Source organism: Luteibacter sp. RCC_6_2 (assembly GCF_041360655.1).
Lineage (GTDB): Bacteria > Pseudomonadota > Gammaproteobacteria > Xanthomonadales > Rhodanobacteraceae > Luteibacter.
This window is the reverse complement of sequence record NZ_JBFUPQ010000010.1, coordinates 176,820-190,730: the sequence shown is the minus strand read 5'-3', so window position 1 is coordinate 190,730 and position 13,911 is coordinate 176,820. Positions and strand designations below refer to the sequence as shown.

At 56.3% G+C, this 13,911-nt stretch carries 16 protein-coding genes; 1 reads left to right on the top strand and 15 read right to left on the bottom strand.

The annotated features are described in order from the left end of the window. Positions 1-131: 131 nt before the first annotated feature. From AB6730_RS12940 to AB6730_RS12920, 5 genes are all read right to left on the bottom strand, one after another. Positions 132-2,081, bottom strand: a complete 1,950-nt coding sequence (locus AB6730_RS12940; protein WP_371024005.1) for a chemotaxis protein CheA — start codon at positions 2,079-2,081, stop codon at positions 132-134. Between the two features lie 37 nt (positions 2,082-2,118). Beyond that, the gene (locus AB6730_RS12935) at positions 2,119-2,481 is read right to left on the bottom strand and encodes a response regulator (RefSeq protein ID WP_306850379.1); all 363 of its coding nucleotides are present in this window, start codon (positions 2,479-2,481) and stop codon (positions 2,119-2,121) included. 10 nt (positions 2,482-2,491) lie between these two features. After that, complete coding sequence (locus tag AB6730_RS12930; RefSeq protein ID WP_371024004.1) at positions 2,492-2,809, bottom strand: lipid asymmetry maintenance protein MlaB; 318 nt, start codon at positions 2,807-2,809, stop codon at positions 2,492-2,494. Positions 2,810-2,916: 107 nt separating this feature from the next. Continuing rightward, positions 2,917-3,279 (bottom strand): SMI1/KNR4 family protein, encoded by a 363-nt coding sequence (locus AB6730_RS12925; RefSeq protein ID WP_371024003.1) that lies wholly within the window; start codon positions 3,277-3,279, stop codon positions 2,917-2,919. A gap of 323 nt (positions 3,280-3,602) precedes the next feature. Beyond that, positions 3,603-3,959: a hypothetical protein gene (locus tag AB6730_RS12920; RefSeq protein WP_371024002.1), complete on the bottom strand. Its 357-nt coding sequence runs from the start codon at positions 3,957-3,959 to the stop codon at positions 3,603-3,605. A gap of 274 nt (positions 3,960-4,233) precedes the next feature. On the opposite strand from AB6730_RS12920, the gene AB6730_RS12915 reads away from it, so the two are divergent. Continuing rightward, positions 4,234-4,776 carry an RNA 2'-phosphotransferase gene (locus tag AB6730_RS12915; RefSeq protein WP_371024001.1) on the top strand — a complete coding sequence of 181 codons (543 nt, stop codon included), beginning with the start codon at positions 4,234-4,236 and terminating at the stop codon, positions 4,774-4,776. A gap of 1,087 nt (positions 4,777-5,863) precedes the next feature. Here AB6730_RS12915 and AB6730_RS12910 read toward each other — a convergent pair. The 10 genes from AB6730_RS12910 to AB6730_RS12865 all read right to left on the bottom strand — a co-directional run bounded on the left by AB6730_RS12910 (position 5,864) and on the right by AB6730_RS12865 (position 13,820). After that, a complete protein-coding gene (locus AB6730_RS12910; protein ID WP_371024000.1) occupies positions 5,864-6,280 on the bottom strand; it encodes an Imm63 family immunity protein in 417 nt (138 codons plus the stop codon). A 616-nt stretch (positions 6,281-6,896) separates the two neighbouring features. Beyond that, the gene (locus AB6730_RS12905; RefSeq protein WP_371023999.1) at positions 6,897-7,169 is read right to left on the bottom strand and encodes a hypothetical protein; all 273 of its coding nucleotides are present in this window, start codon (positions 7,167-7,169) and stop codon (positions 6,897-6,899) included. A gap of 504 nt (positions 7,170-7,673) precedes the next feature. Then, positions 7,674-8,132, bottom strand: a complete 459-nt coding sequence (locus AB6730_RS12900; RefSeq protein ID WP_371023998.1) for a hypothetical protein — start codon at positions 8,130-8,132, stop codon at positions 7,674-7,676. Positions 8,133-8,928: 796 nt separating this feature from the next. Further along, a complete protein-coding gene (locus AB6730_RS12895) occupies positions 8,929-9,159 on the bottom strand; it encodes a hypothetical protein (protein ID WP_371023997.1) in 231 nt (76 codons plus the stop codon). 503 nt (positions 9,160-9,662) lie between these two features. Then, complete coding sequence (locus AB6730_RS12890) at positions 9,663-10,202, bottom strand: DUF2247 family protein (protein ID WP_371023996.1); 540 nt, start codon at positions 10,200-10,202, stop codon at positions 9,663-9,665. A 619-nt stretch (positions 10,203-10,821) separates the two neighbouring features. Beyond that, positions 10,822-11,211 (bottom strand): SMI1/KNR4 family protein, encoded by a 390-nt coding sequence (locus AB6730_RS12885; RefSeq protein WP_371023995.1) that lies wholly within the window; start codon positions 11,209-11,211, stop codon positions 10,822-10,824. A gap of 218 nt (positions 11,212-11,429) precedes the next feature. Continuing rightward, positions 11,430-11,849 carry a hypothetical protein gene (locus AB6730_RS12880; RefSeq protein ID WP_371023994.1) on the bottom strand — a complete coding sequence of 140 codons (420 nt, stop codon included), beginning with the start codon at positions 11,847-11,849 and terminating at the stop codon, positions 11,430-11,432. Positions 11,850-12,428: 579 nt separating this feature from the next. Next, a complete protein-coding gene (locus AB6730_RS12875; RefSeq protein WP_371023993.1) occupies positions 12,429-12,848 on the bottom strand; it encodes a hypothetical protein in 420 nt (139 codons plus the stop codon). A gap of 30 nt (positions 12,849-12,878) precedes the next feature. Continuing rightward, entirely contained in the window at positions 12,879-13,289 is a 411-nt protein-coding gene (locus AB6730_RS12870; protein ID WP_371023992.1) for a hypothetical protein, read from the bottom strand. A 96-nt stretch (positions 13,290-13,385) separates the two neighbouring features. Further along, positions 13,386-13,820, bottom strand: coding sequence for a hypothetical protein (locus tag AB6730_RS12865; protein WP_371023991.1), 435 nt, complete (start codon positions 13,818-13,820; stop codon positions 13,386-13,388). Positions 13,821-13,911 lie beyond the last annotated feature (91 nt).

Genomic DNA, 13,911 nt, shown 5'->3' with positions numbered 1-13,911 from the left:
CGCCATGGTCCGTGATCAGGTCGGCTGGCGATCCACTGCGCCTTGAGGAGCCAAAGGAAAAAGACAGTTGCTCCCACAAAATCGGGCTGTCCCCTTAAATGGCTCCCACCTCAAGCAGCTAGCACAGCGACTCAGGCAGCCTTGCGCCGCCCCTGCATGCGAACCAGCCCCGTCACATCCGCGATCAACGCGACCGAGCCATCGGCCAGAATCGTCGCACCGGAAATCCCGGCCACCCGACGGTAGTTAGCCTCCAACGACTTCACCACTGCCTGCTGCTGCCCGATCAATTCGTCGACGAACAGGCCGATACGTGTCCCCTCGCCTTCCACCACGATGACGATGCCCTCGTCCAGCGCACGCCGGCGTCCCGCGCAACCGAAGACGTCGAACAGGCGGACGATCGGCAACCAATGCTCGCGGAAACGGAACAGTTCGCCACCACCCGCCACGCTGCGGACGGCGTCCGGCTTCACCTGCACGGATTCCACGATCGAGACCAAGGGCACGATATAGGTCTCCTCGCCTACCGCGGCGGTGAGGCCGTCGATGATCGCGAGGGTGAGCGGCAAGGTGATCGTGAACGTGGTGCCACTGCCCTGCACGCTGCGGATGCCGACGGTGCCGCCGAGATCCATGACGTTGCGGCGGACCACATCCATGCCCACGCCACGGCCGGAAAGGTCGGTGGTGGCGGCGGCGGTGGAGAAACCCGCCTCGAAGATCAGGTCGGCCACGGCGTCGTCGGACATGCCGTCGCCCGAGGCGATGATGCCGCGCTGGATGGCCTTGGCCACGATGGCGTCGCGGTTCAGACCGGCGCCGTCGTCGGCCACTTCCACCACGATGGAGCCGCCACGATGGAAGGCCTCCATGCGCAGCGTGCCGGTGTCGCCCTTGCCAGAGGCGAGGCGCTTCGAGGGCACTTCCAGGCCGTGATCGATGGCGTTTCGCACCAGATGGACCAGCGGATCGCCGATCTTCTCCAGCACGGTCTTGTCCAGTTCGGTCGTCTCGCCACGGAGGTCGAGCACGACCTTCTTGTCGAGCTTCTGCGCCAGGTCGCGAACCAGGCGCGGGAAACGGTTGAACACCGTGCTGATCGGCAGCATGCGGATGCTCATGACGCTTTCCTGCAACTCGCGCGTATGGCGCCCGAGTTGGGCGAGGCCATGGCGGAGCATTTCCAGTTGCGACGCGTCCACGCCGTCATGGAACTGGCTCAGCATCGACTGCGTGATGACCAGTTCGCCGACGAGGTTGATCAGGGTGTCGATCTTCTCGATACCGACGCGGACCGAGCTGGATTCGCTGTTGGCGGCCGGCTCGCGCACGGCACGCGGCGCGGCGGCGGCGGCCGGTGCCGGCGCGGCGACACGCGGCGTCAGCGTGAGGTCGCAGTCACCGTCCACCCAGTCGAACACGCCCTCGACGGCCGTGCGCTTGGCGCCGGCATCGAGGCGGAGCGCCCAGCCGAGGTAGGACGACGACGCGTCCATATCGGCCAACGAGGGAAGCTTGCTGGCATCGCATTCGACGCTCAGCGGCCCGAGGGCGCCGAGTTCGCGGAACATCCGGGCCGGATCGTTGCCGGTCTTCAGCAGGTAGTCGAACGGACGGAAGGCGATGTCCCAGCCTTCGATCACTTCGGCGGGTGCGGCGGCCTTGGCGGCCACCGGCGCGGCGGAGCCACCGGACACCATGGCCGACAACTCGGCCAGCAAGGCCTGGCTCTCGGCGGTGGCCGCCGGCTGGCCCGCCATCGACAACGCCAGCATGTCGCGCACAGTGTCGCCCGAACGGAGCAGCAGCTCGACCACGGCCTTTTCCATCGGACGGCGGCCACTGCGGACCTCGTCCATCAGGTTTTCCGCCACGTGCGTGAAGGCGGCCACGTCGGTGAAGCCGAACGTCGCCGCACCGCCCTTGATGGAATGGGCGGCGCGGAACACGACGTTGATCAGTTCCGGATCGTCGGCGCCCTCGTCCAGCGCGAGGAGGGCCTGCTCCATGGCGTCGAGACCGTCGAGGCTCTCTTCGTGGAACGCCTTGTGGAATTGCGCCAGATCGACTTTGGACATGGGTGGACCCTGGATTGCCGGAACGTCTTGGAACGGATTAACCGAGCACGCGGGCCACGGTGGCCAACAGCTGGTCGGGATCGAACGGCTTCACCAGCCAGCCAGTAGCGCCGGCGGCCTTGCCTTCCATCTTCTTTTCGGGGTTGGACTCGGTGGTCAGCATGAGGATCGGCACTCCGCTGTAACCCGGACGCGTGCGGATCTCGCGGACCATCGTGATGCCATCCATCACCGGCATGTTCACGTCGGCGAGGATCAGGTCGAACTTGTGGTTACCCGCCGAATCCAGGGCCGCCTGGCCATTGTCGGCCTCTTCGACATCGTGACCGGCGCCACGCAGGGTGAAGGCGACCATGCTGCGCATGGAAGCCGAATCGTCTACCGCAAGAATCTTTGCCATGGGAGCACCTTCAGTTCACGCCGGCTTGGGCCGGCAGTTCAATCAAAGCATCGAGGCCGAGCGTGGACACGCCACGGCGGAGGGTGTCGCTGACCCCGGTCCAGGCCACGGGAACGCCCGCGGCACGCGCATCGCGCGAGAAGGCCGCGAGCACCTGCAGGGCGGCGGTGTCTGTCTGGGCCACGCCGGCCGCGTCGATCTCGACCGCCTGCCCCGCCGACAGGGCGGCCAACAGCGTCTCGCGCAGGGTCGGGGCGCTGCCGATGCGCAGGTCCGCGTCCAGCGTGAGCGGGGCGCGGGGCGTGTCTTTGGAGGATTTCTTCGCCATCGTCCGTACCGTTGGGACCCTTGGTGGGCAGCGCCCGAGGGGTCGTTCGATGGGCTTATCGGCTGGGTGGGGGAAAGCTTTAGGGGATCTGCGCGGCGCCCCTGCTTTCACTGAACCATAGACTCCGCCAACCAGGCAGAAAAGTCCGGAGCGTAGCCCCTCACTTCCCAACCTGGCGAGGCGAACGCGTGGACATAAACGACCTTTGGGGACTCAGAAAGGTCGGTGCCATCAAAGCAAGCGACGTCATCCGTGTCCTCCATCTTTGCAAACGGCACAAGCTGTCGCTCCGGATACTGCTCCCGGAGTGTAGCTATCCAGAAATCCGCGTGTAGCGGGTAGTCGCAAAGGAACCACCAGGATCCGACATCGGGCCTCTCATCCGCCAAAACAAAGTCACGGAATTCCGCGGGAATGGCGAAGCCGGAAGGAAGGTCGCCATCCGAAAAGAAGTAACAGTTTTTAGTCATTTGTACCTGGGCCCTCTTAGAGGTGACCCGAGCCGCAACGCATCCTGTCTACCCATGTACGCAGGTCCGAGGGAATCCTCGTCAAACTGTCGCTTCATCGTGTCATCCATCAGGATCTTCTTCTCCCACATACCCACGCCACCAATGAGTACGCACAAGAAAAGCCCTCCATCATTCGCCTCTACCGGGTACATTTCTTCGCGATCGATGAATTTTATCTCCGTAGACCTGGCCCACCTCGCAAGCACGCATTGGGAATGCTTAAGTTTAGGCGCAACACCAGAAGCGCCCATCGCATAAGCGCGAGACCTTCCCATGCCATCTCAAATGATCGCGTACGCCTCGCCGTCCCGCTCCAGCACCATCCGGCTCAGGCCGGATAGCGATAGCGCACTCGCACGGGTAGTCGCTTTGGCCAAAACACCCGTGACCTCAACCACGTCGGAGTATCGCGCCGGGCCACCCACCCAGCCACCGAGCTTCGAGTCGAGGAGCTTTTCAAGTCCTGGGCAGTAAACTTCCACGGCGTGAGCTGTGTCGCCTACGCCGAAGGATTCGAGAGTGGGAACAAGAATTGCTCGTGCATCGCGTATGACGAGCACAGCACGTGCCGAGACAACTCTTCCAAGAGATGTCTCGGACACATCTGAGAAAATATCAAATGGATCTTCCGCATTCACTCGGTATAGGCCTTTAGTATTCCACCTTTCCAATCGACCGGCATCGACATCTACAATGACGTTCCTGCACACGCCGCACTCGACCGGACGGTATCGCCCGCAGGATACCCACTCGAGTGGTCGCCAATCAGATACACGAGTTGCACGGTCTCTTCCAAGCCAACCCATGACACCTCGAGCCAGAGATCGTCCGACAGCTCTATCGGCGCCCCTTGAGAAACCTTTAGGAAGGTGAGCTACGCTTCTATCAGGCAACCCCACATCGGACGAAAACATGGAAGACCCGAAGCTAGTTCGTACAAGTAAATATCTGAGCTTCATCCTTCGGCATGCACCGGAAACCATTGGACTGAAATTGGACAATGATGGATGGGCAGAGGTCGAGGAACTCATCCAGTGCGCCGCCGAAGCCGGCATGAGACTGGATGCAGGAATCATCGGGGAAGTCGTCCGCACAAGCGATAAGAAACGCTTCACGCTGTCACACGATGGCCTGCGAATCCGTGCTGCTCAGGGGCATTCTGCGGCAAGCGTGAACATCAGATATGCCGAAGCGGTACCCCCGGACGTGCTTTATCACGGTACCGCAACCCGCCATATCGAATCGATCCGGATACATGGCCTCGTATCTGGCGCAAGGCATTACGTGCATCTGTCGAGCGACGAGGCTACAGCATCGAGAGTTGGGGCCCGACACGGAAAGCCCATCGTTCTTACCGTTCATACCGGCTCAATGTACCGGGCCGGGTTCACGTTCTTTCAGGCGGAGAATGGGGTTTGGCTGACATCGCGAGTGCCGGCTGAATACCTCGGGTGACGATAATCTCGTCACTCAAGCGCACGTCCGATGCGAGAACATGCACGTCCAGGTTTTCAGAGAGAAACTGGATAGAGAAGTGCCTCACCGGCGGCGGCGGGTGTGCCGTGACGGTTGCTCTAGCCCTTAAATAGTGGTCTACGTATTCCGAAGATCGAAACTCCGTGAGTCTGCCAAGCTTCAATCCTGAAGCCTCACCTACGACTTCGAACGCGAAGCCCCAGGAAATGGCTGCCTTAGAAACGCCGTCGCGTAATTGAACAGAAATGTTCGTTCGGCGATGCACATCTCCCTGGACGAAGGATCTTCGTAGTCGTACTTGACTGTTATTGCGAGCTCCAAGCCTTTGGAAACAATAGCCACACTGGATTCACCGTATCCCGGCAACCATTCATAGGGGTCGAAAATTGTAGTTGGCTCACTGATTTTCATGGCGGATGGACTCGTTTACTATGCGGCTCCGCTACAACACCGCTGGCGACAACACGAAAAGCTTGCACGTTCAGATGTCGAAGTAGAATAGGACCGCAATCTGTATCTTTCCATGCCCGGCCTTCACACCGATTCAATCCTTCTACGGGAAACGACTACATCATTATGCGGATTCGATTTCCCGCAAGGCACCGATGACCCTTACCTGCTTTTCCGCCGGCATGAGGCTTTCCCATTCGACGTGCGAAACAAGTGGAATGGACAAGTCGACAACCGCAATCGGATCGGTATATCCACCGAACCGGAGGAAATGTTCGTGACATCTTTGGCAGCGAGATAGTCGATGCATTTCGAATGTATAACCCTCCGACGATTGATCACATGCAATTGAACCAAAAATTCGCTGGAGCTTATCGGCGCCTTGCCACGTAGCCGCCGCACCTCCTATAACGTGATCGACGATATTTCCAACTTCCGAGTAAACTCGATCACCAAAGGCATTCATGTATCGGCATTGTCCATCTTCACTCCACAGCAAGAACTCCCCATAGACACCCGGATGAAGTACCGGTCGCTCGGTCCGGGATCCGCAGTGCGGACATACGAACAATCCTATTGAAAGTCTCATGGCTTTAGTCGAATCCACATGAGGAGCCTATGGATCATCAAAATAAGGAGAGGACTTCAGCGTCTCATCAATATCTTCCCTCGCCCTAGCGGCCCACCTTGGATCTAACTGGCTCATCAGTCTAATTCTCTCGGGAAAGGCGATCCGCCTTGGATCTCGGCCTTTAACGCGATGCTCGCGCTCATAATCCCAGGCCATTGCTGATACCGCGTCTTCAAGAAGCAAGTAGAGAAGTTCATCCAGGGAAACGACGGTTCTCCTGGACATCTCCATGCCTCTCTCCGAAATGATGTAGTGAAAACCGTCACTATCCAAATCGATATATGGCTCTCCATATCCTGACGCCTGCCAGCGCACGATAAGGAGATTTATTGGTGCGCCGATCGCCCTACCTAGAGTCCAAACTTTTTGTTGTATGGAATCCAATGTCTGCTTATCAATCATTCAATCCGGGCCCATCGCTCAGAACATCATGTCGAGATTCCGCCCCGGCATGCGTTGCAGGTGCGGGGAACGCTAAGGGCTTGATCAAAGCCACCGATCATTTGCCTGTGGGCGATATCCGATTTCTATACGCTCCACAAGTAACGGTGCGCTTACAATCCCTCGCACCGGCAAGCAATACTCGTCTTCCCGCAGAGGTCGATCCAGCATCGTCGATGTAGTGCCATCCCAGAGCCAGATCGAACCGCCACGAGTTCCGTTCCGGGATCGGAATGTGGGAAAGCTAGCAAGCTCATCCGAAACAGGATGATTCCCGACCACGGCGACCAGCGCCTGGTTGACTGCGCTCTGCAACGGAAAGAAAGTGGAGAACTGAACAGCCCGGCGTACTACGCCTGCCCAGTCTTTGGGAACCTTAGTATGCCGGCCCTCGAAAATTCGAATCAAATGCCCATACTCTGGATGTACATGCGTCAGCTGGGCATAAGAAACCCCCTCTGACGTCAATATCTGGACGATGTCGCCCAACTTAACCCGCTTGGCCACCCCAGAAACCCTCTTCTTCACTAACCTGGTCGGAGCCTGCTCCACTGCCTTGAGGTGGCGGAAGCGACGATTATCGGTCCGGCGGGGTGAACCAAAACACGGACGTTGCCATGATTCCGCCCAAGAGCGGTGGCCCAATGCCTTCAGGGGAGACCACTTTATCCCGCATGAGGGACAATGCGTGGGCGTAGCCAACTGATGATCCGACCATGAAAAACATGATCAGCTGGGCAGCGACAGCACCGATAAGAAAGCTCGCAATGTACATGACCGGAGCCGGATTCTTGAGTCTGATCATCGACGTCAAGGCGCCTAACATGCCGGCCAAAAATCCGTCAAACATCTATCGCCTCCCTGTATGTTAACCGGCCCCTCGAGCTCGACCCCAGGTCTTAGCAAGCGAAAGCCATTCTTACCTCTCACGGCGTAGATCATCGAATATCCGAACGACAGAACAAACCGTTCGCTGAGCCACGCCGCCAGCGATCTCATGAAGCGCTCAAGGTCATTCCAACATGCGTCATAAGTCCTCGGACTCATGACTGCCGAACACCGTGCGCCAACCTGCCATGTGAGCGTTGGATCTTCGGCACCAACAGCAGAATTTCCACGGTCATCACCGATGAACAAGTTCAGAGCCGATCCTCGAACCACACGTATCCTCCGTACATCGTATCGCCCACGGCCTCACCTAGTGCAAATAGTGACGGAAGTGGGATTCCCTTCTCTATTTCTTGCAAACGGCATGAGCTCCCGCTCCGGATACTGCTCTCGGAGTGTAGCCATCCAGAAATCCGATTCCATCGCTCTCAGTTCAGCAGTACCGGGATGACCTCTCCCCCAATGATCACAACGTATGACTCCAGCCCGCTATGTTCAGGGATAATCTCGATTGAAGTGCCCCCTCAAACTCAAGCCGAAGAATCCCATGGTCGCAAATAGATGCGCGAACAACTCTTTCATTCAGGCATCTAAATAAAATCGAGCTCGAATATGGGTCTTCACCATGCCCAATCTTCACGCCCTCACCTTCTTTCAGGAGTAGAGGACATGAAACCACTACTTGCGCACCGTCCGAGAACCAAAGACCGAGCGACCCCACCCCAACGAGCACGCCATCGAGAAAACGATCTTCGAAACCCTTGACGTCACCGCAATCAATCATGATGTCCCGCCGAACTATCCCCACCTCATGCGACGCCGCAACCCCCTCGCGCACCTTATCTATGAGCCCTTCGTCCGCATCGAACTTACGACAGATCTCGTGAAGCTTGTCCAACTGCTCCCGGTTGAGTTCCACTTTCATCTTGAGGCACCTTCAGGCGTCTAATCCATCGCTGATCCCAAGGCTCGTCCTGGCGACCACGTCCGCATATTAGCGCTTAGCCATACTCGAACTTTCTATTCGTAAACGCGAGATGCCAGAAGGATCTTCGCGAAGGTATTCCAGCTTGGAGCCATTACGTCAACGTCGCCCGTATTTCGAGCGTAGCTGTCCATGGATTGTATCCACGCCGCCATAGCGGACAGGAACCTCTCCAGCGTGTCGTTCTCCCAACCATCCGGATTGATCACAAGGTCTTCCGCTAGCATGGCGACTAGAGCGGATAAATCGTCAGCGGTCTGAACGTCTACCGTGTTCGCCATAGCAAAGACACCTCCATCCTCTCATATAGGCCACCCGGATTTCGAACCAGGGACCAACGGCCGCCGCTCATTACCAGGCCTTGCTCCCGCGACGCCTCTCGAGTGCGCCTGGCTCCGCAGCTTGCGCTCGGTCGAATCGCATATCCTCCTCTAGAAAGCGAAGGAGCCCTCGCCAAGTCGCGACAATTACGTCCACGTACGACTGAGGGACGACCGCTCCGTGAATCATCTCGCCGTCCACCATCATTACATATGACTCGAAGCCATCATCTCTGGCCTCGAAGGACCCGTCACCGATGAACCCTTCCACATGTCTATCGGCTTCCTTCGGGCGAGCTTTAGGAGAGCATCGATACCCAACAGTGAAGACTTCCCCATCGCAAACCCGCGGTGTCATGCGAAGCCACCATCAGCAATTGAAGCAGAAGGGAGGCCCACCCGGCAGACTCGCTTCATCACGCCTTCTGTTCCCCGCGCACCCGTCCAGACCAAAGATCGATGTACGTGAACGAACCAAGGACTTTGTCGATCGTGGATTCGCCAAGCTCGTCGATCACATCAGCGGGAATCGATATACAGGTCTCGCGACCGTGCATCGGAAACATCTCATACGTGACGCCATGGGAGGCGAATACCTCGGCGACGCGCTCCGCATCGACAGTAGCGATGACGATTTGCATACCCATCAGCGCTTGAACTCCACTGTGCATACATCTGCAAGAGAAAGCGCAATACGATTGAGCGCATCTCGCCCCGGTTCCTGCCCGCGTACATCGTAGATGAGCCGGCATCGAGAAAGATGCAAGGGGAGATGCATTCGTGCGTGGAGAATACGAGCCCGGTTATATTCGATGCTGCGACTCAGGCGCTCCTCTGTTTCCAGGCTGTGATTCGCAACGAAGATGAATTCTCCATGCCCGTCCCGGACATACTCGGGTGTAATCATATGTACCTTTCCCACGATAGAGAAACCATGTTTACCCGCGCGGTATCCGCCACCGAGCTTCTTCCACACGCTGATGCGAGATACTAGTACTGAAGATCGATTTCATGAATTGCGCTGGATTCGACCCAAATAGGCAAGCGATATCGCTAGCTCGACGCGCTGCGACGGATCGATCTCTTCCCCGCTTCAGGCCTCCAACTTTACGTGAACCTCTCGAGATCCTCGAGCAAAAGGCGTCAGTTCTCACGACCGAGAAGATTCCTGAATCGCCTGGAGTGCCGCCCCCTCGATTTGCAACCAATCACGGAGCTGCTCCATCCGCCGCAGGTAACCATCGTGGTTCATGTACTCCGATGTCGCCGTGGTCGAAAATCCTGGAAGTGAGGAATCAATATCCACTGCACTCCAGGTCAGAACGAACTCATCTAGCCGAATTAAGCCATACATTGGATCTTCTTCCGGATCTCTCAGCAATTCAGTTAGAACCCCAAATCTCCAGCAACGAAGTCCGTGCACCTGATCGGATCCCGTCCGCTCACAAATCTGCTCGACCATCGCCAACAGCTCATTCGTCGATAGACGAGGCTCAGTAGCCATCGCGACAATATGCGTTAGAAATGGACTGACGGACTTCACAACCTCTAACCTAACGCTCGAAAAAGTTGCGACGCGGTCAGGTGAGAGGATGTCGGGCAGCCCTGGAACATCCGTCAATCCCCGACGGACGACTTCCCAGTTGACCAGTCGACGTTCCATCAAACTATTGAAGACATTGTCAATCATGGTGTGATCAGGCTTTCTCTCTCGTCAGTCAAACAACTTCACGCGACTCACGGGATAAACCTCGAACGGGACCCCAAATTCACAAAACCGTTCGTGCAGGACCTCATCAAGGCCTGGACTAAAGGCACCCAAATTCTCGATCACTTCAAATTTTTCTATCCAGTCTCTGGCTACCTTCGTGGCGAGGACATCAAGGCCTAGCCACGCGTCTGACAAGTCGTTAGAAGGAAAAGGATCGATCCTCGAAAGTTCTTCGATGTAAGAAAGGATGTATTCACCCTCGCCTTGCCCATCTGGCAACGAGGGCGACCAGACCAGTTGACAGACAGCCAACCTATATAGGGTATCTACTGCGGCCTGCCATCTGCCGCGCGTGTCCGTTACCGCCACAAGTCCGGACGTAAACGATTCTGCTGAATAATCGGAGAGGCAAAGTAGATGCAACTTCCTTTGGATCACCTGTAGTGACGGCCTGGTCATTGGAACCTCGATTTCTCTTGCGCATAGCCGATCTCGTTGGGACCTAGTTTGCCAGAACACCTCTGGATACGTCCGGACTACGCTACGGGGAGGCAACAGTTCATCTTCCCCGTTCTGATTGGCCTTATGTCCAAGCCTTTCAATTTTTGCTATCGGAGTGATGCCGCTCATGATCGGAAAGGGCAGATCTCAACCAACTCGAGAAGTCGCACTCAACACCCCTATCCTCCCATCCTTGTGAGGCAAAAGCGTGGATGTACAGAACCCGAGGGTTTCCCGAGAGATCGCTCCCATCGAAACATGCCACGTCATCCGATCCGGCTAATCTAGCAAAAGGAACCAGCGATCTTCCCGGATATTGCCGAGCAAGCTCATGGATCCAGAACTCCGCACTTTCCTTCCTTACGCCGAGGAACCACCAGGGATCGACGTCAGCTAGGTTGTCGTCGTGAAGGAAGCATAGATAGTCTTCTGGAAGCGAGAAGCCAGCCGGAAGTATGTTCTTATCGTAAACAAAAAAATTGGCCACTTTGGCCTCCCCATGATCTTCCGCCGCGACAACAAACCTAACGGGCTTGTCGCTGAGAAGCCGCCCGACCGGTTGCTGACTCGAGTACCCAACACTTCGCCGAACGCAGTTTGTCTTCAATCCACCATATCGGGATCATCTCGCCACTTACCGTCATTAAATATGACTCGGACCCCTTGTGATCCGGCAGAACCTAACCGCCGCCGTTTTCCGGAGCTCTACGCGTGACAGTCTTTAAAACTCGCGTAAACAGCTTTGACCACCGCGTCAGGGTGATCGCCTTTTTCAGGCACATAGAGAGTCAATCGACCATTAGCGATGGAGTAGCCTAGAACGTCTTCGGCAAACGACACGTCTTCCGACCGCAGCCAATCCGCGACCTCTCGCGCGTTCTCCCCGAGCACATTTCTATTGAAGCAAAGAAACACGTTAGGCGTGAATATTTCGATACCCTGGAGGACGTCGTCTTTCTCAAAATAAACGTGTATAGCCCCATTGTTGTACTCGTCAGTGGGGCTCACACTGAAGATCGACTTCATGAACTGAGTTGGACGCTCTCCGAACCGGAGAGCGACCTCTCCGCGCGTCAGGCCTGAGCGAAAGCCAACAAGATTTCCCTCCACAAACTCAAAAACCATAGTGCTCTCTGCCTGGTAAGCTGCGCGTTGTTGATCTTGGCAATCTGGATCTTCGGCTCAGCCGAACGAGACCCGTCGAAGTATCGCCTTAGCCGGAAAAGCTCTTCCAGAATGGTTCATCATCAGCAGCTAACGAGTCTACGAGGTCGAGCGACCTGGCCGTATCCTGGAGGTAGGCAGGCATATCGACCCGCGCGACACGCACCGGCTTTAGTATTCCCCAATTGCCATGGAAGTCTCGGCATGACGTCGCACATTCCTCGAATGCGTTGAAGTACGCCTCAAATCCGTCTTTTTCACCTGCGCCCCCGGCGTGTGCACCGGCCGCGCCGGCGGTCCGCTGCCGCAACTCGTTGCGAACGTATCTCATCAGTGATACGGCGTCTTCAACATCATCCAATTTTACGTAGGTACGAAATATTTGGTCATCCGCGCATGTTTCCAGCCGCGATACCTTTGACCACGACTGACAACCGATCCATCGACGCGGCATCTCCCAGGTCAAACATATAGCTGCCGCCAATGAAGCCCACCGTCATACGATCACCTCTTGAGCTGAGTCATCAGGCCTTATCGCGCCTACACGCGACCGTCCTCATAACTAATGTAAACGGTCTTTATCAGTGCGTCGGGGTGATCGCCTTTTTCAGGTACATAGAGGACCAACCGGCCATTAGCGATGGAGTAGCCTAGAGCGTCTTCGGCGAAGGAGGAGTCCTCCAACCGAATCCATTCCGCAACCTCCCTCGCTATTTCGCCAAGCACATTTCTGCCAAAACAAAGAAACACGTTAGGCCGCGAAATTTCGATGCCCTCAATGACGTCATTCTTGTCGAAATGAACGTGGATCGACCTATTGGTGTACACATCGGTGGGACTGGCACTGAAGGGGGATTTCATGAACTGAGCCGGATGTTCCCCGAACAGGCTCACGACCTCCCTTCGTGTCAGGCCTGCGCGCACGCCGAAGATATCTCCATCCACAAACTCAAAAATCATGGCCTTCTGCCTTAGACGTCGCGGCGACGCTCAACCACCAAAGCCAACGTATACGGCCTTGATCAATACGTCAGGGTGGTCCCCCTTATCAGGCACGTAGAGCTTCAAACGGCCGTTACTAAGCGGGTAACCTAGGTCGAATTCAGTGAACGAGGGATTCTCCAACTGTAGCCAATCCACGACTTCCCTCGCTTTCTCGCCGAGTACATTCCTTTCGAAACAAAGAAACACGTTCGGCCGCATAATCTCAATGCTTTCGATGACGTCATCCCGGCTGAAGTGAACATGGACCGACCGAGCACTGTACTCGTCGGTAGGGATATCACAGAAGGCTGACTTCAAAAATTGCTTTGGCCTTTCTCCAAACAGCTTTTCGATCTCACTGCGCGTCTGGGCAGCGTTAAAACCGACGAGGCGTCCTTGCGAAAACTCAAAAACCATAATGCGCCCTCCGGTTAAACTGCCTCTTGACTCACGGCCTACTCGTAACGTGCGACGTCAAGAGGATCTTTGCAAAGGTAGTCCATCTCGGGATTGTCACCTCACCGCCTCATGTATTCGATCGTCCTCATAACTGACATAAACGGCTTTGACCAACACGTCAGGATGATCGCCCTTGTCAGGTACGTAGAGAGCCAATCGACGATCGTAGAGCCAGTACCCCAGGTCGTCCTCAGAGAATGAAGCGTCGTTTGATGACAAAAATTCTGTCACAGTTCTGGCTCTCTCACCGAGCACATTCCTTTCGAAACAGAGGAAAACGTTAGGGCGCATGACTTCGACGCCCTTCATGACATCGGTTTCATTGAAGTAGACGTGGACAGACTCATCGCAATACGCGTCGGTGAGGCTAGTGCTGAAAGGTGTCTTCATGAACTGCACTGGCCGCTCTCCGAATAGTTCTTCGATTTCGCTGCGCGTTTGGCCCGCGTGAAAGCCGAGGAGCTGTCCTTGTTCGAACTCAAAAACCATAACGTGTCTCATTTCTTGAATCATTAGGATTCGGCGACTGGCGATCTCAATCGAGCAATGTGTCGCCCCCCTCATGAGAGCCTGTGAGAAC